This window comes from Immundisolibacter sp. (assembly GCF_041601295.1).
GTDB lineage: Bacteria > Pseudomonadota > Gammaproteobacteria > Immundisolibacterales > Immundisolibacteraceae > Immundisolibacter.
Map to the genome: position 1 here is coordinate 1 of NZ_JBFIII010000012.1, position 25,131 is coordinate 25,131.

Genomic DNA, 25,131 nt, shown 5'->3' on the forward strand with positions numbered 1-25,131 from the left:
ACAACAACCAGTGGGCGATTTCCACCCCTGCCCACCGCCAGCACGCGGCGCCGACCTTTGCCCACAAGGCGCTGGCGCACGGCTTGCCCGGCGAGCGGGTGGACGGCAACGACGTGCTGGCCATGTACCAGAAAACCCGCGAGGCGGTAGACCGTGCCCGCGCTGGCGGCGGCCCGACGCTGATCGAGGCGGTCACTTACCGCGTGGTGGACCACAACACGTCCGACAGCGCCGAGGTCTACCGCGACCAGGCGCTGGCCGAGCACTGGAAGCAGTTCGACCCGCGCCCGCGCTTCGAGGCGTATCTGACCACCCGCAGCCTGTTCACCGACGCACTGCGCGAGCAGTACGAGGTCGAGTGCCTGGCCGAAGTCCAGGCCGCCGCGGCGCGTGCCCTGGCCCTACCGCGCTCGGACCCGATGAGCATGTTCGACAGCCAGTTGTTCGGCGATCCCGGCTGGGCGCTGCGCCTGCAGCAGCGGGAGCTGGCGGCGGAACTCAACGGCGCCAATCCGTTCACCAGCATCGATCCGGAGGCCCTGGCATGAACGCACCGACTACCGGAACGACCGACCTTAACCTCGTTCAGGCCGTGAACCAGGCCCTGCGCGACGAGCTGGCGCACGACCCTCGGGTGCGGGTGATGGGCTACGACATCGGCCCGATCGGTGGCGTGTTTCGCGCCACCGAGGGCCTGTACGACAGCTTCGGCGGCGAACGGGTCATCGACACACCGCTGTCGGAAAACGGCCTCATCGGGGCGGCGGTCGGCATGGCCATGCGCGGTGAGCGGCCGGTGGTCGAGATCCAGTTCCTGGGGTTTCTGTACAACGCCTTCGGGCAGTTCGTGTGCCTGATGTCGAACGTGCGCGAGCGCTCGGGCGCGCAGTTTTCGGTGCCGATAACCATCCGCACGCCGTTTGGCGGCGGCATCAAGCCGTTGCAGTTCCATTCCGAATCGACCGAGTCGTACCTGATCCACACGCCCGGTGTGCGCGTGGTGTGCCCCAGCACGCCGGCCGAGGCCAAGGGATTGTTATCAGCCAGCATCCGCTGCGACGACCCGGTGGTGTTCCTGGAGCACAGCCGCCTGTACCGGGCGTTTCGCGAGCCGGTGCCGGACGCGCCCTACGTGCTGCCGCTCGACCAGGCGCGCGTGGTGCGCGAGGGGCGAGACGTGACCGTGCTTGCCTGGGGAGCGATGGTGCACACCGCCCTGAAGGCCATCGACGAGATGGCCGTGGATGCGGAGTTGATTGATCTTCGCGTACTGGCGCCGCTGGACACCCGCACCATCCTCGATTCGGTGCGCCGCACCGGCCGCTGCGTCATCGTCCACGAGGCGCGGCGCACGCTGGGCCTGGGCGCCGAGCTGTCGGCGCTGGTCAACGAGCACGTGTTCGATTGCCTCAAGGCGCCGGTGCGGCGGGTGACGGCTTACGACGTGCAGTTCCCGGAGAACCAGACCGAGGACTTCTACCTGCCGGACATCCGGCGCGTGCGGCACGGCATCGAGTCGGTGCTGCAGTACCGGTTTTGAGGAGGCTCTTGCATGCGCTTTGAATTTCGTTTGCCCGACGTCGGCGAGGGCATCACCGAGTCCGAACTGCTGACCTGGCACGTGGCAGCCGGCGAGGACGTGCGCGAGGACCAGCTGCTGTGCGAGATCGAAACCGACAAAGCGACGGTGGAAATCCCGGCGCCGTGCAGTGGTCGGGTCGAACAACTGGCGGCGCAGGTGGGGCAAATCGTCCGGGTGGGCGAAATCCTGGCCGTGTTCGACGCCGAACAGGCCCCGGCCCAGCAGTTCTCGGGCGAGAAACACGCCGCGCCCGCCATGCTGCCGACATCTGCCGCCGCGCCTTCGGCGCAGCCCGCTGGCCCGGTGCGCGCCGCGCCGAGCACCCGCCGCTACGCGCACCAGCAGGACGTGGACCTGGCCACGGTCACCGGCAGCGGCCCCAAGGGGCGTGTGCTGCGGGAAGACATCGATGCGGTCCTGGCGCGTTGTGACCAACCGACTCCGATACCGCCATCGGCGCCCTCCCGTACCGCATCCAGCCCTGCTGCGCCTGCGGGCGGCGAGCGACGGTGGCGCCTGTCCGGTATCGCCAAGGCCATGTACGAAAGCATGAGCCGTGCCGCCCACGTGCCGCAGGCGACGACGGGTTTTGCCGTCAACGCCGCCGCCTTCGAAGCGGCCCGGGCACGCCTGGCGGCCCACACCGGCCAGCGCGTTTCCTACGTCGCGTTATTGATCAAGGCGCTGATTCCGGCCCTGAAGGCCGCGCCGCAGTTCAACGCCAGCCTCGACGACCAGACACTTGAAGTCATCGAAAAGCACTACTACCACATCGGCTTTGCCGCCTATACCGACGCCGGTCTGGTGGTGCCGGTGATCCGCGACGCGGACCGCCTGAGCGTGGTGCAGCTGTCGGCCAACATCGACGAGTTGGCAGCCCGGGCCCGCGACCGCAAGCTCGCCCCGGACGACATGCGCGGCGCCACCTTTACGCTCAGCAACTGGGGCAGTCACGGCGGGCAGGACATCTTCGGCACGCCCATCATCAACCCGCCGCAGGTGGCCATCCTGGGCATGGGCCGGGTGCGCAGCGAGCCGGTGGTGGTGGACGACAGCCGCATCGAAATCCAGCGCCGCCTGAACCTGGTGCTGTCCTACGATCACCGCCTGATCGATGGCGTCACGGCGCTGCGCTTCATGCAGCCGATCCTGGCCGCGGTGCAAGACCCGCTGCTGCTGCTGGCGGACGTTTGATGTCCCGTGTCCGTCGCCACCGCCGGACACGGCGTGTGCGAATTCAGAATGCGAATTGCCAGCCGACGTTCAGAGTCCATTCATTGGCCAGCTGCGGGCCGTCCAGGTCCTGATAAACCGGCGTCAGGAATTCGAGCGCCAGGCGCTGGCCCTTCAGCGCGCCGGAGGGCGCATACAGATTCGCGCCAAGGCCGACCTCGACGCGTTCCCCGCCCTGGGCGTCGGGGTCGGCGGCGGGTGACATGTCGGGATCAATGGCGTCATCGCGACCGTGGATGTTGCCCCAGCGCGACCCAACCAACCGCAGCGACGTGCTGGCCGCGGGCGTCCACAAGCGCGCCGCCCAGGCGGTCAGTTCCCCGCGGTGACCCAGGCGGTAGTCCTGGCGGTTCTCGCCCAGGCGCAGCACCGCGCTGGCCTGCGCGCCCCAGGACCAGCCGTCGCGCTGCTCGGAGTAGGTCATGGCCGGGCGCAGGTCGTAGGTGCCAGAGCCCAGTTGCATGGTGTATTCCATGCGCATCGGCACCAGCGCCCCGAGCACGCCATGCGGCATGTCGTCTTTTTTAGTGATGCTGCCCGTCGGCAGGCTCAGCCCCAACTTGCCGACCCAGCGCCCGTGCGCAGTGCGCCCGGCATCGAACAGGGCCGCGAGTTCCACATCCCCCCAACCGCTTGAGTCCATCCGATAGGGAACGGGCGCTGCCGGCCCGTGGGGATGCAGTTCGGCATCCATATTCATGTCCATGTAGTTGGCCATCAGCATCAGGGTGACGCGGTCCGACCAGCCGTACATGGCCTCCAGCATGTGCATGTTCATTGCCATGCGAGTCGGCGCGTTGTGGTAGCCGTAGCCGCCGGAACTGAGCCGCGAATACGCACGCTGCTTGCTCACGTGGTTCGTGCCGTCACGCAATGCGTCCTGGTAATTGCGCATGAAGCGGTAGCCGACCATCCACTCGTCGCCGTGGTGCAGATGATCGGCCATCACGCCGATCGGCGCGTGCGCATCGGCGCGTGCCGTTTGTGTTGGCGCGTCGGCCAAAGCCGCTTGGCACAGCAGCAGTAAAGGAGTAATCGAACGAAAACGCATGTAGCAAGCCTGTTTTGGCATATTGGTGATGGCAGAGCAGGCATTGTCCCAAGTCAGGGCGTCCATGGGAATGCGACATACTGTCGCGGGCCATTTGGAGGGGGGGGAACACCGATGCAGCTTTACGGATATTTCCGATCCGGCAACACGCGCAAGGTACGGCTATGCCTGGCCGAACTTGATGTCGATTACCAGATGGTGGCGGTGGACCTGGCCAACGGTGGTCAGCGCTCGCCCGAATACCTGCGTGTGAACCCGAACGGCGTGGTGCCAACACTGGTGGACGACGACCTGGTGCTGTGGGAATCGTCGGCCATCCTGCTCTACCTGGCCGAGAAATATCCGCACGGCTCCCTGCTGCCGCAAACGCTCGCCGAGCGCGCCCGCGCCTATAAATGGCTGGTATGGCAACCAGCCACCTTCAACCCGCCGCGACAGCGCCTGGCGGGGGAGCTTGCCAAGCCGCAAGCGGCTCAGGATGCGCAGGCGATTGCCGAACTACGCGCCACCATCACCCACAACCTCGACATCCTGGCCGAGGCTCTGGGCGGCGCCGATTACCTGCTCGGCCGCTATACGCTGGCCGATCTGGTAATGCTGCCGCACCTGGCCGCGCTGGACGACTCCGGTTTTACGCTTCCCGGCACGCTACGCCGCTATCTGGACCGCCTGGCGGTTCGCCCCGCCTGGCAGGCGACCGCCCACTATCGGGGCTGACCATGCCTGCGATTTACACGTATCACTTGAGCGTTTTGCGTAACGCCTCGGCCTCACCACGTTCCGGGAACGCCTGATCGCTCTCCAGCAACGAGTCCAGCGTTGCCAACGCCGCCGCCCGGTCGCCTGCCTTGACCTGAAGCTGCGCCAGATGGAACCGCAGTACTGAAGCCTTCGGTGCCGCCGCCACAGCGGCATCAAACATCTGCCGCGCCTCGACGAATTCGCCCTGGTCCATCAGCAACAAGCCCAGGGTATCGGCCACTGCCGGCGCTTTCGGCGCCAGTGCGCGTGCCTTGCGCGCCAGATCCAATGCCTTCTTCGCGTCCTCGACGCGCAACAGCATCGCCAGGTTATTCAGTGCCAGCACGTCCTTGTCGTTAGTTTCGAGGAGTGTTTCATAGGCTTTGCGCGCCTCGTCCCGGCGACCGGCGCGGATCAGCCAGTCCACCTGCACATGGCGGGCGGCAACATCCTGCGGATTTTTTGCCAGCCAGGCGTCTATCGTAGAAATGGCGCTCGGCAAGTCCCCATAAGCGGCGTGCGCCTGAGCCAACACCAAGCGATGGGTACGGCTGTCATCCAGGGCCAACGCCCTGCCATAGGCATCGAGCGCCGCCTGCCGGTTGTTCTGCACGGCGGCAATATCCCCGCGCAACGCTTCGAGATAACCGGCCTTCAGACCCTGGCGCGCGGCATCATCAAGCACGGACACGGCACCGGACACGTTTCGCTCGCTCAACAGCAGGCTGACCAGCCCGGTGCGCGACGCCTGGTGCTGAAAATCCCGCCCCAAGGCATCGCGGTAACGCTTTTCAGCCGCGACTGGATTGCCGGCCTGGCGCTCGAGTTGCCCAAGCAGATAAAGCGGCGCCGCTGAGCGGGCATCGAGCGTTGCGGCCGCCTCAAAATGCGTCCGCGCCAGCCCGAAATCCTTTTTCGCCAGTGCCATATCGCCGGCCACCAGCTGCACTTCGACGCTCTTGTCACCAACCTCCCCGGCATCCTTGAGGGTCTCGAGTGCGTCCTCCAAACGGCCTGAACGTTGCAGAGTCCGCGCCAGGAGAATCCGCACGGACATATTGGCCGGATTCTTCTGCACGCTTGCGTGCAGTACTTCAAGCGCTTCATCCGGCTTGTTCTGGGCCAGCAGCATCCCGGCCAAACGCGGGCTGATCGCCGCTTGGCCCGGAGACTGTTCCAGGCCCTTGCGATAAATGGCGACGGCCCCCTCCAGATCGCCCGCGGCAGCTTTCAGCTGTCCGAGGTTGTTGACCGCCGCGGTCGAGTCCGGCTTCAGGCGCAAGGCCTCGTTGAACGCCTGCTCGGCTTTGGCGGTATCGTTCAGCGCCAGATAGACCCCGCCTTGCAGATTGAATACGGTCGCGTCCTGGGGATATGTCGCCCGCAGCTTTTCCACCTCGGCCAAAGCGCGCTCGAAGTCCTTGTCGCGCAGGGCGCCGACCACCAGCATGTACTTGCCTTGCCGGGCGTTTGGGTCAAGACGCCCAGCGGCCTCGATCTGCTCGGCAGCGTCATCCTGCTGTCCGCCGAGCAGCATGGCGATGCCCAGACGCTCGCGCAAGGCCGCCGAATCCGGTTGCAGGCTGACCGCCTCCTTGAGCATCTCAATGCCCTTGGGATCACCCTGGGCCGCATACAGGCGTCCCAGCAAATCGTGAATGCCGGCATCTTTGGGGTTGGCAGCAGCAGCGCGCTCCAATATGTCGATGGCGCCTTTTACATCATCCACGCGCAACTTGATGCCCGCCGCCAGACGCGCGGCCGGCAATGAACCAGGCGCACCGCGCAGATAGCGGCCAAGGTAATACTCCGCCTGCTCCTGATGGTCCAGAAGGGCATGCACGGCACCCAGATAGAAGATCACGGGTTGGTAATCGGGCGCCTTTGACAGGGCGAGTTCGAACGCGGACTGCGCGCCGGCATGATCTCCAGCCGACAGTTTGAGGAGCCCATCCAGGTAGGCAACTCCAGGATGATCGGGAATCGATTTCTGGAGCGCATCAGCATCCTTGCGAGCATCGTCATTCTTTTTCAGCGACAGGCGCACCATGCCACGCTTGAGCAGCTCACCGCCCGAGGCAGCGGGGCGCAGCTCGATGGCACGCGTGTAATCGGCCTCGGCATCCTCCAGGCGGCCCTGGCGAGCGGCCATGTCAGCCCTCAACGTCAGTGCATCGGCATAGTCTGGATCGGCATCAAGCGCTTTCCTGAGCCACTCCTCGCCCGCCTCTTGCTCCTGGTTGTTCAGCGCAAGCAAAGCCTGACCATAAGACACAGGCGCCAAACCGGATTGCAGTGCGTCGGCTTCTTCAAGCTGTTTTCTCGCGCCATCGCGATCACCGCCAGCGAGCGCCGCGCGCGATTTGAGCGCCAGCACCTCGGCCCGGGCAGCGGGTGGCAACTCGGACGCCAGCGGAAGATCGGACAGCGGCTCCCAACTCTGCGTAATGACGTAACTGCGTGCCAATGGCAGGGTCGCGTCTGAGAATCCTGCCACAAGCGCCTGGTTGAACTCCTTCTGCGCGCCTTTGAAATCGCCGTTCTGGGCATGCGACTCGCCCAGCATGAACCGCGCCTTGGGATTTTCCGGCTCCTTTTGCAGCGCATTCTTAAGCTCAATCTGGCTGCCTTTCAGATCACCCTTGGCACGCAACTCGACGGCTCGGTCCAGATGGTCTTGCGCACTACTGCCCCCCAGCCGACCACAACCACCAAGCACCAATACGCAGGCACCTATGACCAGCGCCGCTTTCGGGAACCATCCATCGCGTTTTCTGCTGTGCATTTAATGCTCCTTGATACCGAACGGATCGTGACCTGTATTTATTGTCAGGTCATCGCAAACTGAATTTGTTCATCAGTGCATACAGGGTCGGTCGGGTTATTCCGAGCAGTTCCGCCGCCTTCACCATATTGCTGTCGGCGCGTGCCAAGGCCCGCGACAGAACGTGCAGTTCCGCTTTGTCGCGCGCGTCGCGCAGCAGCAAGGTGTCGGCATCGCCATGAGCCAGGCCCAAGTCAGTGGCACTGAGCTGCTTGCCATCTGCCAGAATCACCGCGCGTTTAACGGCATTTTCAAGCTCCCGCACGTTGCCTGCCCAGGGCGCCTGGTCGATGGCATCAAGCGCGCCAGGGGCGAAACTCAGACGCTTGCCATGGGCCGCGGCAAAACGGTGCAAAAAAACCTGCCCCAGCAACATCGCGTCTCCGGATCGCTCGCGCAGGGGCGGAATTGCGCAACTCACTTCGGTCAAACGATAAAACAGATCCTCGCGAAATTGCCCGTTCCCGATCATCTCCTGCAGATTGCGGTGTGTGGCGCAGACCACACGTACATCGACGGCCAATGTCGCGCGTCCACCCAGCCGTTCGATCACCCGTTCCTGCAGGAAACGCAACAGCTTGGCTTGCAGGGTCGGCGGCAAATCGCCGATCTCGTCCAGGAACAGGGTACCGCCGTTGGCATGTTCAATACGGCCGATGGTCTGTTTTACGGCGCCAGTGAAGGCGCCTTTCTCGTAACCGAACAGCTCGCTTTCCAGCAGCGCCTCGGGAATCGCCGCGCAATTGATGGCCTCGAAGCGCTCACCGGCGCGCGGGCTGAGTTGATGAACCGCTCGTGCGAGTAGTTCCTTGCCGGTTCCGCTTTCACCCAGCAACAGCACCGTCGCATCGGTAACCGCCACCTTTTCTATCAGCCGGCACACCGTCTGCATTTCCGGTGCCGACGTAATGATGCCTTCGAGCGGCGTGGCGGCGCGACGCTGCAGGCGGCGGTTGTCATCTTCGAGCGTATACAAGGCAAAGGCCCGATCAACGATCAGGCGCAGCACGTCGGCATCGATGGGCTTCTGATAAAAGTCATAGGCGCCAGACGCGATCGCTTGTAACGCGTTGGCGCGATCGTCATTGCCAGTAACGACGATGATCTTGCTGCTGGGCCGCAAGGCAATCATCTCGCGTAGCGCACGCAATCCTTCAGACGCGTTCGCCGGGTCCGGAGGCAAGCCCAAATCCAGAGTCACCACGGCAAAATCGCCCTGACGCAACGCGGCGATCGCCGACTCCCGATCGCCGGCTACCTCGACATCGTAATCGGCAAAACACCAACGTAACTGACTTTGCAATCCTGCATCGTCGTCGACGATGAGAAGCCGCCTAGGCGTTTCCGACATTGACCTCCCCAACGCTGTCTGCCTGCGAAACAACCGCAGTCTCCGACAAGGGAAGCAACACCGCGACACGGGTGCCCTCGGCAGGCTGACTGTTTATGTCCAGGACACCCCCCAGACTCTCGATGTAATCGCGTGTTTCATACATACCGATGCCCATGCCCGCATTGCCCTTGGTGGTGGCAAACGGTCGAAATAATTTCTCGCGCAAGAATGCCTCATCCATGCCACAACCACGGTCTTCTACCACGATGCGGGCAAACTCCCCGTGACGACGGAGCGAAACGGCGACGTACCCCTCGGCTGAACTCGCCTCCTGCCCATTGTGAATGAGATTGGCCAGCACCGTGGACAGACGATCAGGACTGGCCTCGACGTGCAGCGCAGCCGATGGCAAATCCAATATCGGCGCCGGCAAACGGTCGGCACAACCCGCGACGACCTGTTGCAACAAAGCCGACAGATCGCAAGCCACAACTGTCGGTTGCAATACCGGCGTTGCTTTGCGCAATTGATCCAGTAGCCGATCCATGCGTTGTCTGGCGTTGGCGACCGTGCTCAGGGCATCGTCGATGAAAGCCGGGTTCGACTTGTGTCGAGCGGCATTGGCGCTTACCAGCCCAAGCTGGGCCGAGACGTTCTTCAGATCGTGCGCCAGATAGGCAGACAGACGGTTGAAAGCATCAAACTGACGACTGCTCATCAACGCGTCCGAGGCCTCAAGCAAAGCCACATAGCCGGCGATCTGCTGCGCGGCGGCATGCAGCAGGTCACGATCTTCCCAATTGAGTTCCCGCGTCGAGCGCGGCTGCGCCAAGACCACGAAACCGCGCAGGTTGTCCTGCTCCATCAGCGGCAATACCAGCCACGGCCGCTTGATTTCCGGCCACCAATCAGGCCACCGCAGACCCTGATAACCCTCAGCCTGCAGCTGCGCCTCGCCTACATCGATAATCCACCTGCGCTCGCGCAGGAAACCGATCAGTGCATGCCCGGCCGGTAGAGGGAGCAAGCCTAGATGGCCCCCGTTCCAATTGGCGGTCAGGCGATACACATTGTGGGATCCGCAACTCCACAGCAGGCCAGCCGGGCTGTCCACCAAGTCCGCCAACGCACGGATCGCCCGTTCTCGCGGCACTGCTTTCGACTGGGGATCGGCAAGCATGGCATTGAACCGGAGCCACTCCTCCCGGTAATCGAATTTATAGCGAAAAAAATGCTTCGCGAGTTTGACCTTCAGCCACGCCCGAAAGCGGCCCGAGGTCAGGACGCCAACGAGCAACACCAGTGAGCAAACCACAAAGGCGGCGGCGAGCGCTCCAGCCCAGCTGCCCTGGAAATGCTGGATGTAATAACCAGCCGCCGAGACAAACAGAAGGTAGGCGCCGGCAACCAGTAAAGCCGTAGACCGGAACAGAAACTGTCGCGACACCGTAACAGTGTCCAGGTGCCGACCCATCCTCAGCACGCTGATCGCCACCAGGCCAGTTGCAACAGCGCTGACGATGCCGCGCGCCGCCCATACGGATGGGTTGACGCTGCCAAACAGCGCCGCCTCCGAATAAAGGTACAAATCGCTGGCAAACAACGCGCCCAGCCCCAGCCAGGCGAACTTCAGCCGCCAACGCTCGCCACTTCCGGCATGGCGATAGCTCTGTTCGAGCAGGACCAGACCGAACACCGCCAGAACCAGAAGAGCCAGCAGCGGTCCTGGCAGCAGCCTGAGCGGCACCAGCATCGCGGTCGCCGCGCTGGCCCACAGCACCACGGCAATTGAGAGCAGCGTATTGAGCGCCCGGCGGGATGCGGATTCCCGCTGCAACTCATGCCTTAGCAGACCGATCAGAAACGCCTGCCAACCGGCAGTACGGGCCAGTTCTGCGAAATAAGGCCAGGCTTTCAGGTCAAGCTGCGGCTGCCGCGCACTGACTACAAGCACCAGCGCCCACAGCGCTGACAACGCACAGGCCAGCCACAACCAACCGCGTGCCGGCACGATACCGCGACGACCGACTGCCACCGGAGCCAGACTGGCCAATGCGGCCACGGCATAGATGGCGGATTCGAAGTTCATATCCGGTGCCGGGCTATATGCGCCAGGCGCAACAAAATAATGACGTGAAACAACCGATACCAGCGCGGCTCAACGGGCGCCGCGGCCTGACAGCACCACCCGGACCGTATGTAGCAGGATAAGCGCATCGAGAAAGATGGAATAATTTTTGATGTAGTACAGATCGTACTCCAGCTTGCGCCGGCTATCCTTTATCGATGCTCCGTACGGGTAGCGGACCTGAGCCCAGCCGGTTATGCCTGGTTTCACGCTGTGACGGGCGCCGAAGAACGGTATTTCGCGGGTCAGCTCGCTGACGAACTCCGGGCGCTCGGGGCGTGGCCCGACAAAGCTCATTTCACCACGCAACACATTGATAATTTGGGGTAATTCGTCAATGCGAGTTTTGCGGATAAAGCCGCCCACTCGGGTAACCCGACGGTCGTTCTCGGCTGCCCAACAGGCACCATGCGCTTCGGCGTCCACGCGCATGCTGCGTAGCTTACGCAGTTGAAAGGTCCGGCCATGCTGACCCACCCGCACCTGGGTGAACAACACGGCTCCCCCATCTTCAAGCTTGATGGCAAGCGCTGCCAAAGCCATCAGAGGTAGCGCTGGAACCAGCAAGGCCAAACTGGCGCAAATGTCCACCAAACGCTTCAGGAAGCTGCCGAACCCTCCGCGCAGAAAACCGTCGTGGAAGATCAGCCAGCTGGCATTCAGGGAATCGAGCCGAATTTCCCCGGCCTCGCGCTCCATGAAGCTCGACACATCATTCACCCGGATATCGTTCAATTTGCATTCGAGCAACTGCTGTACCGGCAGCTTGCCGCGCCGTTCGCGCACTGCCACGACGATTTCACCGACATTGTGACGACGGACAAAGTCCAGCAGCTGTCCTTCCTCCGGCAGGTACCAGACCGGCCTGGAACTACGCATTGGACGCGTTGCATCCGGCGTTTCGGCCAGATAACCCAGCAGCCGAAACCGCTTGCCGCTTGGTAGCTCATCAATCAGCCGTTCGACTTCCTGCGCCCGAACGCCATTGCCCAACACGATCACACGCCGCCGGAATCGATCAAAAAACATCCACCGGAACAGACACAGCCGCTCAACGGTGATCAACCCCAGCGCCAGCACCATGCCGCTTGCTATCCAGCGACCGTTATCGCTGACGTTAACCCCGGCCAGAACCAGGGCCACAAGTCCGAGCACGCCCACGGCGAAGGCACCGGCCAAACGCAAGCTCATGCCCAGCAGCCCTTCCACGGCATGATCGTCATGCAGCCCGGCGAGCTGCATACTTCCCAGCAATATCGCAGCCGGCAGCAAACCGTCCTTGCCGAGGGAATCGAAGACATCCGCCAGCGTATGAGCTGACGACCAGGCACGCGCAAGCTCGAAACTGAACAGCAGCGTCAGTGCCTCGAGTAACAGCAACAGCAACAGGCTGCGCGGGACGTGATGACCAAAAACACCAAACAATTGCGTTGTACCGCGGAGTCGAACCTATCCATCTCACCCCCGGACCACCCCGGGGGAAGCCATTCAATCACAGCAGGAGGATGGATAATGCGCCACTGTACACAAGTACCAACGGGCTAATTCCATGTCCCCGCGTGGCCAATTTCCAGTATTCCGGTGACGCGCTTGTGACAAGCCGGCATCCGCTGGCATTTTCTAAGGCCGCCAGGGCAGCGCTGCGCTCGGTCTAGCGAGTGGCCCAATGCACCTGCGCTATTCCATCTCGCACAACAAATCCCCAGCCCGCACGGTATCGCCCACTGCCACGACAAACCGTCGTACGGAACCGGCATGCGGCGCGGCCACCAGGTTCACCATCTTCATGGCCTCGGTGGTCACCAGACGCGAACCGGCGGCCACCACTTCGCCCTCCCGCGCGTGCAGGGCGGCCACCTTGCCGGCCATAGGCGCGGCGATATGGTTCGGGTTGTCCGGATCGGCGCGCTCGCGCCGCAGGGGCTTGGTGCCGGCCGACTTGTCCTGCACCTGGACGTCCCGACGCCGGCCGTTGAGCTCAAAAAACACCTGCCGGGTGCCGTCCGGCTCCAACTCACCGACCGCCAGCAGCTTGACGATCAGCGTCTTGCCCTCCTCAATCGTAACGACGCCTTCCTCGCCGGGCTTGAGGCCGTAGAAGAAAATCGGCGTGTCGATGACCGACACGTCCCCGCAGCGCTCGACAAAGCGCGCGTAGTCCCGGTACACCTGCGGGAACATGGCCTGCGTAACCAGGTCTTCATCGCTGATCTTGCGGCTGCCGGCGACCTTTCGGGCAGCCTCGAAGTCGTAGGGTTTAAGCAGGGCGCCAGGACGTTTTTTGAGTGGCTTCTCGCCCTTGAGCACGGCTTTTTGCAGCGCCTTGGGAAAGCCGCCGTCCGACTGGCCCATGCGCCCGGCCAGCAGATCCACAAAGGCATCCGGGAAGGCCAGGTCCGCGCCACGACTGATGACATCCTGCGGTGTGAGGTCGTTCTGCACCATGAACAGCGCCATGTCGCCGACCGCCTTGGACGAGGGCGTCACCTTGACGATGTCACCGAGCATGACGTTCACGGCGCGGTAGGTGTGCTTGACCTCGTCCCAGCGCTCGCCAAGGCCGAGCGAGATGGCCTGGGTGCGGAAGTTGGAATACTGGCCGCCGGGCATTTCATGCTCGTAGACGTCGGCCGAGCCGGCCTTCAGACCACACTCGAACGGCGCATAGGCCTCGCGCGCCACTTCCCAGTAATCGGCCAGAGCCTGCAAGCTGTGCGGGTCGACACCCGTCGCCCGCTCGCCACTGGCCAGGGCGTAGACCAATGCGTTCAGCGATGGCTGCGAGGTGGTCCCGGACATCGCCGACAACGCGCCATCGACGATATCCACACCGGCGCGGGCGGCCTCCAGCAAGGTGGCGACGGCGTTGCCGGCGGTGTCGTGCGTGTGCAGGTGCAGCGGTATGGTGACGACGTTTTTGAGTTCCGTGACCAGGATGCGCGCCGCATCCGGCTTCAGCAGCCCGGCCATGTCCTTGACGGCCAGGATGTGTGCGCCAGCCTGCTCGATTTGCCGCGCCCGTTCAACGTAGTACGGCAGCGTGAATTTCAGACGTTTGCCGTCGCTGATGTCGCCGCTGTAGCAGACGGTACCCTCGGCGATCTTGCCGCACTCGACGACCTTGTCGATGCTCGGGCGCAGGTTCTGGACCTGGTTCAGGCAGTCGAAAATGCGAAACACGTCGATGCCGTTGCCCGCGGCCAGCTCGATGAAGCGCGCCACCACGTTGTCGGGATAGTTGGCGTAGCCGACCGCATTACCGGCCCGCAGCAACATCTGCAGCAGCGTGCCGGGCATGCGTCGGCGCAACAACCGCAAACGCTGCCAGGGATCCTCGTGCAGGAAGCGGTAGGCGACGTCGAAGGTGGCCCCACCCCACATCTCGTGCGAGAAAAAACCGGCCGTCAGGTGCGCTGTGGCATGCGCCACGCGGTCGATGTCGTAGGTGCGCACGCGCGTGGCCAGCAGCGACTGGTGCGCGTCACGAAACGTGGTGTCGGTCAGCAGCACGGCTTTCTGGGCCAGCACCCAGTTTGCCAGACCGCTTGCGCCCTGCTTGCGAAACACCGCGAAGGCCGGCGAGTCCGGGGGCACCTCGTGCATCACCCGCGGCAGCGGCGCGGCGTGCCCGGACTTGGGGATCAGCGCGCGGTCCACCTCTGGCGCGCCGTTGACGATGACGTCGCCCAGGTAGGCCAGCAGCTTGTTGGCGCGGTCCTTGCGCGGCCGAAAACGGAACAGCTCCGGGTGATCCTCAATGAAGGTGGTATCGCACTCGCCCTTCAGGAAGATCTCGTTCTGCAGCACGTTTTCCAGGAACGGGATGTTGGTCTTCACGCCACGGATGCGAAACTCGCGCAGCGCCCGCAGAGCCTTGGCCGCCGCCTGATCGAAATCCAGTGCAAACGCCGACACCTTGATCAACAGCGAATCGTAGTGCGGCGACACCACCGCGCCCTCGAAGCCGGAGCCCGAGTCCAGGCGGATGCCGAAGCCCTCGCCGGCCCGAAAGGCCGTGATCTGTCCGGTGTCCGGCGCAAAATTGTTGGCGGGGTCTTCGGTGGTGATGCGCACCTGGATAGCGCAGCCGTGGCGCTCCACGGCCTGCTGGTTCGGGATACGGATGGCGTCTGAGTCCAGCCGGTGGCCCTCGGCGACGCGAATCTGTGCCTGCACCAGATCGCGGCCGGTGATCAGCTCGGTAATGGTGTGCTCGACCTGAATGCGCGGGTTGACCTCGATGAAGTAATGCCGACCCTCCCGGTCCAGCAGGAATTCCACCGTACCGGCGTTGCTGTAGTCCACCGCCGCGCAGATCTTGAGCGCGTCGGCACACAACGCGGCGCGGGTGGCTTCGCTCAGGGTGAATGCCGGGGCGATCTCCACCACCTTCTGGTGCCGGCGCTGTACCGAGCAGTCGCGCTCAAACAGGTGCACCCGGTTGCCGTGGCGGTCTCCAAGCACCTGCACCTCGATGTGCTTGGGGCCTTCCAGATACCGCTCGATGAACACCTTGGCGCTGCCAAACGCCGCCTGGGCCTCGGCCTGCGAGCGGGCCAGCGCGTCGCGCAGGCCGGCCTCGTCGCGCACGATGCTCATGCCGCGTCCGCCGCCGCCCATGGCGGCCTTCACGATCAGCGGATAGCCGGCCTCGGCGGCGAAGGCCAGTGCCTGCTTCTGTGTCTTGATAGCACCCTTGGTGCCGGGAATCACCGGCACCCCGGCGCGGATGGCCACCTCGCGGGCGTAGACCTTGTCGCCCATGGACTCCAGCACCTGCGGCGACGGCCCGACAAAGACGATACCGGCCGCCTCGCAGGCGCGCGCAAAGTCGGCGTTCTCGGACAAAAAGCCATAGCCGGGGTGGATGGCGTCCACCTCGCGCGCCAACGCCAGGGCGATGATCTCGTCAAAATCCAGATAGGCGCGCACCGGTTCCTTGCCGGCGCCGACCAGATAGGCCTCGTCCGCCTTGTAGCGATGCAAGTGCAGGCGGTCCTGCTCGGAGTAGATGGCAACTGTCTGGATGCCAAGTTCCGTACAGGCGCGAAACACCCGAATGGCTATCTCGCCGCGGTTTGCAACCAACAGTTTTCGAAAATGCCGGGGCGCGCCCATTTTGTTACTGGTCTTCGGCATCAAGCATTACCTCGGGAAAAAAGCCTGAAGCAGCGTACACGCTGCGCGAACAGTCTGCGCCCGGCACCTGGCAGTCTGGAGCAATAGCAATGCCAGCCGACGCTGGTTGCCTTGTTGTTTGAACGACAACCGGGCCGCTCAGACTAATCGCCCAATTCCTCCCGCAGAACTCGTTTGAGCACCTTGCCGGACGGGTTGCGCGGTAGGGTGTCCCGCAACAACACGCGGTCCGGCACCTTGTAGGATGCTAGGCGCACCCGGCAATGCTGCCGCACCGTTTCTGCGTCCAGGGTAGCGCCGGGCCGCAGCACCACCAAGGCCAGCGGCCGCTCGCCCCAACGCGCGTCCGGCACACCGATCACGGCGCATTCGGCGACCTCGGGCAGTTCGTGGATAACCCGTTCGACTTCGGACGATGCGATATTCTCGCCGCCGGAGATGATCATGTCCTTGCGCCGGTCAGTCAGGAACAGAAAGCCATCCGCGTCCACGTAGCCCACGTCGCCGGTGCGAAAGTAGCCGTCGGCAAAAAAGCTCTCGGCATTCTTCTGCGGCGCGTTCCAGTAACCGGACATGACCTTGGGCCCGCGCAGGCACACCTCGCCGTCCGCGCCTGGTGGCAGATCCTGCCCGGATTCGTCGCGGATATGCAGCTGCACATGTGCCATGGCCCGACCGGTGGAACCGATCTTGGCCAGCTCGTAGCCCGCCTCCATGATGGTATCGCCACCACAGGTTTCGGTCAGGCCGTAGCCATCCACATAGCGCGCGCCGGTGAAGTAATCGGCGAAGGCGCGGATGCGGGACTCGGGTGTCTTCTCACCCCCACCGACGCACCAGCGCAGACTCGATATGTCATAACGCTCGCGTTGTGGCAGGGCCAGCACACGGCCGGTCATCACCGGCGCCATCCAGGTGCAGTTCAGCTGCTCGGCGGCGATGGCGGCGAGCGTCGCCTCCGGGTCGAACTCACGGTGTACGCACAGCAGGCCGCCTTGCCACAGCACATTGATGCCTGGCAGGTCCATACCGCCCACGTGGTAAAGCGGCCCGACCACGTTGGCGCGGCTGTCGCGCGACACGCCAAGCGCCAACACGTGGTCCATGTTCTTCCAGTAGAAATTGGAATACGTGTGCTGCACACCCTTTGGGTGCGCGGTGGTGCCCGAGGTGTACATCAGGCGCATCAGGTCCTGCGGTGCGCGCACGGTGCACGGCGGCGGAATCTGGGTGCCCACCAAGACGCGCGGATCGCGCTGGGCACGGGTGTCGAACACGATGACCGCGTCCGTGCCGCCAACACTGCCGATAAGCTCCTGATCCACACACAGCAGTTTTGCGCCGGCGTCGGTGATGATGTAGGCCACCTCGGCCTGTGACAGGCGAAAGTTGATCGGCAGCAGCACCGCGCCCAGGTACGAGACGGCAAAGGCAATGTCCAGGTAGGCGGCACTGTTTTTCATCAACACCGCTACCACGTCGCCCGCACACACGCCGCGGGCAACGAACAGCCCCGCCAATGCCCGCAAGCGTGCGGCAAGGTCGGCATACGTGATGCGCGCACCGTCGTAGAGCACCGCCTCACGGGCCGGACTGACGCGCGCGTGATGGTCGATGAAGGCGCTCAGGTTGACCATGACCTACCCTCTCAATAGCCCCGCGGCAGCCCCAGGTCGTGCGTCGCGATGTAGTTCAGCACCATCTCCTCGGCTACCGGAGCGAAGCGGAACAGGCGCGCGTCGCGCCACAGCCGCTCCAGGTGCGACTCGCGCGCGTAGCCCATGCCGCCCAGGGTCTGCATGGCGTGCTCGATGGCCTGCATGGCGGCCTGCGCGGCGATCAGCTTGGCGGTGTTGGCTTCCGAGCCATAAGGCTGGCCCTGATCGCACAGCCAGGCGGCCTTCAGATTCATCAGCCGTGCGCATTCGAGCTGCGCGTGCGCCTGCGCCAGCGGGAACTGCACGCCCTGGTAGGTGCCGATCGGCGTGCCGCGGAACACCTTGCGCAGCTTGGCGTAGTCGACCGCCTGGCGGATGGCCATGTGACCGGCGCCGACCAGAGCGGCGGTAGTGACGATGCGCTCGGTGTTGAGCACTTCCAGCAGCTCGAACCAGCCGCCATGCAGCGTGCCGACCAGTTCGCCCGGCTCGATGCGCACCTCGTCGAAGAACACGCTGCACGAGGACAGCGTATTGGTGCCGAGCTTCTCGATCAACGAGTAGCTCAGGCCGGCGCGGTCGATGTCGATCATGAACATCGACAGGCCCTCGGTGCGCCGGGCGACATCCTCGACCCGCCGGGTGCGCGCCACCACCAGCATCTTGTGGCCTTCCTTGACGCCGGTGATCCAGATCTTCTGGCCGTTCAGGCGCCAGCCGTCGCCGTCGGCGCGGGCGAAACTGCGCAGCTCAAGCGTGTTCGAGCCTGCGTCTGGCTCGGTCAGCGCCATGCAGAAATTCATCTTTCCGGCCACCAGGCCCGGCAGCGCAGCCTGCTGCTCGGGACTGCCGTAGCGCGACAGCGACACGCCGCCGAAAATGGGATTGATCATGAACAGCTGGCCAAGCGTGGCACCACCGCCGGCAGCGGCCAGGTGCTCGACGATGAGCGCCATTTCCTGCATGCCAAGCCCGGTACCGCCGTGCGCCGCGGGCAGCGCCACGCCACACAGGCCGGCGTCGCAGATGGCCTGCCACAGCTCCTGCGGGAAGGCCTTGGTGCGGTCTTTTGCCAGCCAGTAATCGGGCCCGAAATCGGCGCCGATGCGGTCGGCCGTGTCACAGATCAGGCGCTGCTCTTCGCTGAGTTCGAAGTTCACGGCAGTCGTTTCCAGGTCAGGGTGGGACGCGGTCACGGCCGCGCCGGAACGCTATCAAAGCAGCAAGGTCCGCGGGTCTTCAAGACCCGTACGCAGCCGTTCGAGATACGCGGCCGCATTGGCTGCCGGCCAGTGCCCCGGGTCGGCGCGCAGCGCCAGGCCGAACCGGCCATCGCACAGGCTGCCCAGCCCCAGCAGCGCGCTGCAGCCGACCGGCCGGGCCGGCGCGAACAGCCGGATACCGCCGCGACCGGCGTTGGTGAACACCAGGCCGTGGCCGGGCGTTGTGGCCGGTGCCGCAGGCAAGCGCAGCGCAGCGAGCAGAGCACTGAGGCCCTGCGTGGCAACCGACGCAGGCACGCTCGCGCCGTCAGCCATGCCACAGGCTGCACTGGCGTCGAACCCGGCCAGCACGCGCGCGGCGGCGTAGAACACCAAACCGCCCAGTCCCGTCTGCGAAGCGGCAGGCAAGCGCGCGCGCCAGTCGAGCAGTGCCGCGGCGTCGATTTCGGCGAGCAGGAAGTGTTCCCCGGTGGCCAGGGTTGTTGTAGTCGCGTCGGGCCTGGCCAGTGCCGGCGCGTGGGCCTGCGCCGCGGCCGACAGCGGCACATCCGCCGCCCGGATACGTCCGCCAGGTCCGCTGCCGGCAAGCGTTTCGAGCACCACGCCCCGCTCGCCGGCCAGGCGGCGCGCATACGGCGTGGCGATGATGCGTTGGCCGGGCGTTGCGGATGGCTGTTGTGCAGACGGCAACCCAGCGGTTGCCATTGGGGCCGCTAATGTGGCCACCGCAGACACGTCGTTCGCCAAGACGACGGATGCGGCCTGCGGCGCGGGAATAGTCCCGTCAGCAGACCCCGCGCCCGCCTCTGCCACCCAGTTCGCCAGCGGCGTGCCGACCGGCACGGTCTGGCCCTGCGCCACAAGGATGGTCTGCAATCGCCCGGCGGCCGGCGCCTCGACCTCGGTGGCGATCTTCTCGGTCTCGACCACCGCCAGCACGTCACCGGCAGCAAACGCCTCACCGGGCCGATGGCGCCACTCGGCCACCAGACCCTCGGTCATGGTCAGCCCGAGCTTTGGCATGATCAGCACTTGCTGCATGGGGCGCTTCACTCGCCGCGAAACTGCGCCGGACGCTTTTCCAGAAACGCTTTACAGCCCTCGTGCGCGTCGTCGCTGTCCAGCACCAGGCTGATCATGGCCTGCTCGTGGGCCAGCGCCGTCGGTAGCGGCATGTCGGCGCCGTGCAGCAGGCTGCGCTTGAGGAGCTTCAGCGTGAGCGGCGATTTTTCGGCGATGCGTGCCGCCAAGGCCAGAGCGTCGGCGAGCAACTGCGCGGCGGGCACCACGCGGTTGGCCAGACCGAGCGCGACCGCTTCCGCGGCGCCGATGCGGTCACCGGTGAACATCAGCTCGCGCGCCCGGCAGGCCGGAATCTGCCGCAACAGGCGCTGGCTGCCGCCGGCACCAGGAAACAGGCCAAGGTTGATCTCCGGCAGTGCGAGCTGCGCGCTGTCGGCCAGCAGACGGATGTCCGTGCACAGCAGCAGTTCGGTGCCGCCACCGAGCGCGAAACCGTTGACGGCAGCGATGGTTGGCTTGTCGCAGGTCTCCACGCGCCGGAATACGCGGTGGATGACCTCCGCGAACTGCTGGTAGTGGGCCAGGCCCTGGCGGGAATCCAGATCCGCGATGTCGCCGCCGGCCACGAAGGCGCGCTCACCGGCGCCGGTGATGACGATCACGTGCACCGCCGGGTCGGCCTCAAGCGCTGCGAAAACGTGCTCGAAACACTCCAGCGTCGGCACGTCGAGCGCGTTCAGCGTACGCGGCCGATTGATGGTCAGCAGCGCTACGGCGCCTTGGCGTTCAGTCAGGACAGGAGCGTCGGACACGGCGATACCTCGGGTGGTTGTCAGGCGAGCACACGCTCGACGGCGGCGATCAGATCGTCCGCGGCCGGCCGGTAGGCGGCCTCCAGCGACGGCGCGAACGGCACCGGCATGAACGGCGCACCGACGCGCAGGATCGGCGCATCCAGTTCGTCAAAGCCGATTTCGCCCAGCCGCGCGGCGATTTCGGCGCCCGGTCCGTAGGCGGTGACGGCCTCGTGGAATACCACCAGCCGGTGAGTGCGAGCGAGCGAGGACAGCACCGCCGCCTCATCCCAGGGCTGCAGGCTGCGCAGGTCGATCACTTCCACCTCCACTTCGCGCTCTGCAAGCTGGTCGGCTGCCGCCAGCGCCTCGTACAGCGAGGCACCGAAAGTGACCACCGTCACGTCGCGGCCGGGTCGCGCCAGTGCGGCGCGGCCGATCGGTATCGCCTCGGGTGCGTCGGGCAGCTCGCCACTGCGGGCGTACAGCGCCTTGTGCTCAATGAAGATCACCGGGTCCGGATCGAGGATGGCGCTGCGCAGCAGGCCGTAGGCATCGGCGACGGTGGCCGGGCAGACCACTTTCAGGCCGGGCACATGCGCCAGCCAGGCTTCCAGGCACTGCGAATGCTGGGGACCAGCGGCAAGGCCGCCACCGTGCGGCGTGCGCAGCACCAGCGGCACGCTGGTCTGACCGCCGAACATGAAGCGCGCCTTGGCGGCCTGGTTGACCAGCGCATCCATGCCCAGCGTGATGAAGTCCATGAACATGATCTCGACCACGGGCTTCAGACCACTCATCGCCGCGCCGACCGCCGCTGACAGCAAGGTCGCCTCGCTGATCGGCGTGTCGCGCACGCGCAGCGGACCGAACGTGTCCAGCAGGCCGCGCGTGACACCGAAACTTCCGCCCGCACCGGCGACGTCCTCGCCGAACACCACCACGGCTGGGTCGGCTGTCATGGCGTCGTGCAGGGCACGATTGATGGCCTTGCCGTAGCGGACTTCGGACATGTCAGGTGCTCATTGTCGGGAGCTTGGTGTAGACGTCCGCCGCGGCGTCGGCGAAGCGGGCGGGCGGGCTGGCGCGGGCCTGTGCCACGGCAGCCTCGACGAGCTGCTCTACTTCGGCGTCGGTGGCGTCAATCTGGGCAGCACTGACGCGCAGCCGGCGCAGACGCTCGCGGCACTCCATCAGCGGGTCCACAAGATCGCGGCCCGGCTGATCCGCGCGGTAGCGTTGCGAGTCACCCTCGTAGTGGCCGCGGACCCGCTCGGTAATGCATTCGAGCAAGCAGGGACCCTCTCCTACCGCCTGAACACGCAAACGCGTGGCTGCCTCGGCCACCGCAAACACGTCATTGCCGTTCACCTGCTCTGCGGGAATGCCGAAGGCGGCTGCCAGTTCTAAAGGTTTGGCCCTGAACTGCCGCTCGGCTGGCGAAAACTCGGACCAGCCGTTGTTCTCGCACACCAGCAACAACGGTAGCTTCCACAGTGCAGCCAGGTTCATCGACTCGTGCAACACGCCCTCGGCCAACGCTCCGTCGCCGAAAAAGGCCACCGCCACGCCGCCAGTATCACGTACCTGATGGGCCAGCGCGCTACCGGTGGCCAGCGGAATGCCGGCACCGACGATACCGTTGGCACCCAGCATGCCGACCTGCACGTCAGCGACGTGCATGGAGCCGCCCCGGCCGCGGCACAGGCCACTGTCCTTGCCCATGATCTCGGCGAACAGGCCCGCAAGGTCCACGCCGCGCGCCAGGCAGTGGCCGTGCCCGCGGTGGTTGGAGGCGATGGTGTCGGCGGCCGTTAACGCGGCCATCACACCGGTCGCGACCGCTTCCTGGCCGATGCTCAGGTGGATGAAGCCCGGCACCTCGCCGGCCGCGAACAGCTCCGATAGACGTTGTTCGGTGCTGCGAATCAGTCGCATGGAGCGGTAATGAGCGAGTGCCTCCCGTCGCCTGCCTGAAGGAGTACGAGCAGGCATAGCGTTACGGCGGCGCCGATTTAAGCGAAGGTGACCGACGCCGAACCCATGCCACCGATGCTCACGCGCATGTGGTCGCCGGCCTTGGCGCTGACCATGGTGGCCAGGGAACCGGACAGGATGACCTCGCCAGCCTTCAGTGGAATGCCGCGCCGACCCAGCGTGTTGGCCAGCCAGGCGACCGCATTCAGCGGATGGCCCAGCGTGGCGGCACCGGCGCCCAGGCCGACGATCTCGCCGTTCTTTTCAAGGATCATGCCGCAGGTTTTCAGATCCACTTTGCGCGGATCGACGGCCTGATCGCCGAGCAAAAACAGCCCGGCCGAGGCATTGTCGGCGACGGTGTCCTGAATCTTGATCTTCCAGTCGCGGATGCGCGAGTCACATATCTCAAAGCAGGGCATCACGCACTCGGTGGCGGCCAGCACGGCGGCGTTAGTGATGCCCGGGCCGATCAGGTCGCGCTTCAAGATGAAGGCGATTTCGCCTTCCATGCGGGTCTGCATCAGCAGGCCTTCAATCGGCACCACGTCGCCGTCGTTGTAGGCCATGCTCGACATCAGGTGGCCGAAATCCGGCTGGTCCACCCCCAACATGGTCTGCACGGCCTTGCTGGTGGCGCCGATTTTCTTGCCAATGATGGTCTCGCCGTCGCGCTGCATGCGCCGCTGGATGATGCCCAGCTGAATCTGGTAGGCGTCCTCGATGGTGATGTCCGCCTCGCGGCTGGTCAGCGGGTCCACCGGCTGCGCGCCGCGCAGGGCCTGGTACAGCTCCTCGCTGTAGTGGTCGATCTTGGCTTTGTCCATGAGGCGTTCCCTACAGCTTGATGCAGATGTTCTTCAGTTCCGTATAGAACTCCAGCGAGTGCACACCGCCCTCGCGGCCGATGCCGGAGTACTTCATGCCACCGAAGGCCGAGCGCAGATCGCGCAGGAACCAGGTGTTGACCCACACGATGCCGGCTTCCAGCTGCGCCGCCACGCGGTGCGCGCGGGCCAGATCGGTGCTCCAGACGGTTGCCGACAGGCCGTAATTGGTGTCGTTGGCCAGTTCCAGAACCTCGTCCTCGGTGTCGAACGGCGTCACCGTGACCACCGGGCCGAAAATTTCCTGGCGCTGCGCCTTGCAGTCGCGGCCAAGGCCGGTGATCACGGTCGGTGCCAGGAAGGCGCCTTCGGCCAGATGCGCCGGCAGGCCGTCCGGGCGCTTACCGCCGGTCAGGAAGGTGGCGCCATCGGCCTTGGCCGAGTCCAGAAACGTCTGCACGCGGGCCAGGTGCTCGCGCGAGATCAGCGCGCCCAGCGTGGTGGACGGATCGGTCGGATCGCCCACTTTTACCGTGCTTTTGATGCGCTCAACCAGCTTGTCCAGGAAGGCCTGGTACAGCGGGCGCTCGACATAGATGCGCGAACCACACAGGCACACCTCGCCCTGGTTGGCGAAGGACGAGCGCATGGTGGTTTCGATGCAGGCGTCCAGATCAGCGTCGGCAAAGATGATGTTCGGGTTCTTGCCGCCCAGTTCGAACGACAGCTTCTTCAGGCTGCCGGCCGCCGCGCGCATGATGATCTGGCCGGTGGTGGTCTCGCCGGTGAAGGTAATGCCGTCCACGTCCGGGTGTTCGGTCAGCGCCGAGCCGGCCGAATCGCCGCCGAAGCCATTGACCACGTTCAGCACGCCCGGTGGCAGGATCTCCCTGGCGACGTCCGCCAGCAGGGCCGTGGTCGCCGGCGTTTCTTCCGACGGCTTGATGATGACGGTATTACCCGAAGCCAGGGCCGGGGCGACCTTCCAGGTGGTCAGCAGCAGCGGAAAATTCCACGGCGAGATGATGCCGACCACGCCCAGCGGCCGGCGCAGCGCGTAGTTGAGTGCCCCTTCCATTTCCCAGCACTCGGTGGCGACGTACTTGAAGTGCTCGGCGAACTGGATGAAGTTGGCGCTGCCGCGCGGGATGTTGACGTGGCTGGCCAGCGTGATCGGCATGCCGTTGTCGGCCACCTCGGCCGCCGCGAACTCGGCGGCGCGCGCCTGGATGCCGTGCGCCAGTTTCATCAGCAGGTCCATGCGCTCGGCCATGGGCATCTTGCCCCACGGCCCCTTGAGCGCGGCCCGGGCCGCGGCGACCGCCAGGTCGACCTCGGCCTTGCCGCCCTCGTGGACCTTGGCAATGACCTGCCCGGTGGCCGGGTTGATGTCGTCGAAAGTCCGCCCGCTGGCCGAACCGACGAACTCGCCGTTAATAAAGTGTTTGATTTCCTTCATGCCGTTTACTTCCTGTGCGCCCGAGGGCGCCAAACAATCGCAGGACAAAAAGGGGCGTACCCGCCCCTTTTTGTTTCACGACGGGCGTTACCACCCGCTCTTGAAGACCGCTCAGTGCCCGGTGGCCTTGACCGGCTTG

The 25,131-nt window shown here is 64.9% G+C and carries 18 protein-coding genes; 4 read left to right on the top strand and 14 right to left on the bottom strand.

The annotated features are described in order from the left end of the window. The 3 genes from ABZF37_RS02775 to ABZF37_RS02785 all read left to right on the top strand — a co-directional run. A partial coding sequence (locus ABZF37_RS02775; protein WP_372716519.1) for a thiamine pyrophosphate-dependent enzyme occupies positions 1-548 on the top strand: 548 nt, incomplete at its 5' end. Next, on the top strand, positions 545-1,540 hold the full coding sequence (locus ABZF37_RS02780; protein WP_372716521.1) for an alpha-ketoacid dehydrogenase subunit beta: 996 nt from the start codon (positions 545-547) through the stop codon (positions 1,538-1,540). The genes ABZF37_RS02775 and ABZF37_RS02780, both read left to right, overlap by 4 nt. Positions 1,541-1,552: 12 nt before the next feature. Beyond that, positions 1,553-2,776, top strand: a complete 1,224-nt coding sequence (locus ABZF37_RS02785; protein ID WP_372716523.1) for a dihydrolipoamide acetyltransferase family protein — start codon at positions 1,553-1,555, stop codon at positions 2,774-2,776. Between the two features lie 43 nt (positions 2,777-2,819). Here the strand turns inward: ABZF37_RS02785 and ABZF37_RS02790 are convergent, their stop codons facing one another. After that, on the bottom strand, positions 2,820-3,932 hold the full coding sequence (locus tag ABZF37_RS02790; protein ID WP_372716525.1) for a transporter: 1,113 nt from the start codon (positions 3,930-3,932) through the stop codon (positions 2,820-2,822). Positions 3,933-3,980: 48 nt separating this feature from the next. Here ABZF37_RS02790 and ABZF37_RS02795 point away from each other — a divergent pair, with 48 nt between their 5' ends. After that, positions 3,981-4,583, top strand: a complete 603-nt coding sequence (locus tag ABZF37_RS02795; RefSeq protein WP_372716527.1) for a glutathione S-transferase family protein — start codon at positions 3,981-3,983, stop codon at positions 4,581-4,583. Positions 4,584-4,605: 22 nt separating this feature from the next. On the opposite strand, the gene prsT is transcribed toward ABZF37_RS02795, so the two are convergent. The 13 genes from prsT to ABZF37_RS02860 all read right to left on the bottom strand — a co-directional run bounded on the left by prsT (position 4,606) and on the right by ABZF37_RS02860 (position 24,992). Beyond that, on the bottom strand, positions 4,606-7,392 hold the full coding sequence (prsT, locus tag ABZF37_RS02800; RefSeq protein ID WP_372716529.1) for an XrtA/PEP-CTERM system TPR-repeat protein PrsT: 2,787 nt from the start codon (positions 7,390-7,392) through the stop codon (positions 4,606-4,608). A 49-nt stretch (positions 7,393-7,441) separates the two neighbouring features. Next, a complete protein-coding gene (prsR, locus tag ABZF37_RS02805; protein WP_372716531.1) occupies positions 7,442-8,782 on the bottom strand; it encodes a PEP-CTERM-box response regulator transcription factor in 1,341 nt (446 codons plus the stop codon). Further along, positions 8,766-10,853: an XrtA/PEP-CTERM system histidine kinase PrsK gene (prsK, locus tag ABZF37_RS02810; protein ID WP_372716533.1), complete on the bottom strand. Its 2,088-nt coding sequence runs from the start codon at positions 10,851-10,853 to the stop codon at positions 8,766-8,768. Before prsK ends, prsR begins: the two co-directional genes overlap by 17 nt. A gap of 69 nt (positions 10,854-10,922) precedes the next feature. Continuing rightward, entirely contained in the window at positions 10,923-12,317 is a 1,395-nt protein-coding gene (locus tag ABZF37_RS02815; RefSeq protein WP_372716535.1) for a TIGR03013 family XrtA/PEP-CTERM system glycosyltransferase, read from the bottom strand. A 252-nt stretch (positions 12,318-12,569) separates the two neighbouring features. Continuing rightward, the gene (locus ABZF37_RS02820) at positions 12,570-16,031 is read right to left on the bottom strand and encodes a pyruvate carboxylase (protein WP_372716537.1); all 3,462 of its coding nucleotides are present in this window, start codon (positions 16,029-16,031) and stop codon (positions 12,570-12,572) included. A 143-nt stretch (positions 16,032-16,174) separates the two neighbouring features. Then, complete coding sequence (locus ABZF37_RS02825) at positions 16,175-17,668, bottom strand: AMP-binding protein (RefSeq protein WP_372716539.1); 1,494 nt, start codon at positions 17,666-17,668, stop codon at positions 16,175-16,177. Positions 17,669-17,679: 11 nt separating this feature from the next. Further along, positions 17,680-18,849, bottom strand: a complete 1,170-nt coding sequence (locus ABZF37_RS02830; protein ID WP_372716541.1) for an acyl-CoA dehydrogenase family protein — start codon at positions 18,847-18,849, stop codon at positions 17,680-17,682. A 54-nt stretch (positions 18,850-18,903) separates the two neighbouring features. Then, complete coding sequence (locus ABZF37_RS02835; protein WP_372716543.1) at positions 18,904-19,953, bottom strand: biotin/lipoyl-containing protein; 1,050 nt, start codon at positions 19,951-19,953, stop codon at positions 18,904-18,906. 8 nt (positions 19,954-19,961) lie between these two features. Then, positions 19,962-20,747, bottom strand: a complete 786-nt coding sequence (locus ABZF37_RS02840; RefSeq protein ID WP_372716545.1) for an enoyl-CoA hydratase/isomerase family protein — start codon at positions 20,745-20,747, stop codon at positions 19,962-19,964. 20 nt (positions 20,748-20,767) lie between these two features. Beyond that, positions 20,768-21,742 carry an alpha-ketoacid dehydrogenase subunit beta gene (locus tag ABZF37_RS02845; protein ID WP_372716547.1) on the bottom strand — a complete coding sequence of 325 codons (975 nt, stop codon included), beginning with the start codon at positions 21,740-21,742 and terminating at the stop codon, positions 20,768-20,770. A gap of 1 nt (position 21,743) precedes the next feature. Further along, positions 21,744-22,667, bottom strand: coding sequence for a thiamine pyrophosphate-dependent dehydrogenase E1 component subunit alpha (locus tag ABZF37_RS02850; protein ID WP_372716549.1), 924 nt, complete (start codon positions 22,665-22,667; stop codon positions 21,744-21,746). A gap of 77 nt (positions 22,668-22,744) precedes the next feature. Beyond that, the gene (gene dmpE / locus ABZF37_RS02855; RefSeq protein WP_372716551.1) at positions 22,745-23,533 is read right to left on the bottom strand and encodes a 2-oxopent-4-enoate hydratase; all 789 of its coding nucleotides are present in this window, start codon (positions 23,531-23,533) and stop codon (positions 22,745-22,747) included. Positions 23,534-23,543: 10 nt separating this feature from the next. Further along, positions 23,544-24,992: a 2-hydroxymuconic semialdehyde dehydrogenase gene (locus ABZF37_RS02860; protein WP_372716553.1), complete on the bottom strand. Its 1,449-nt coding sequence runs from the start codon at positions 24,990-24,992 to the stop codon at positions 23,544-23,546. Positions 24,993-25,131: the final 139 nt, after the last annotated feature.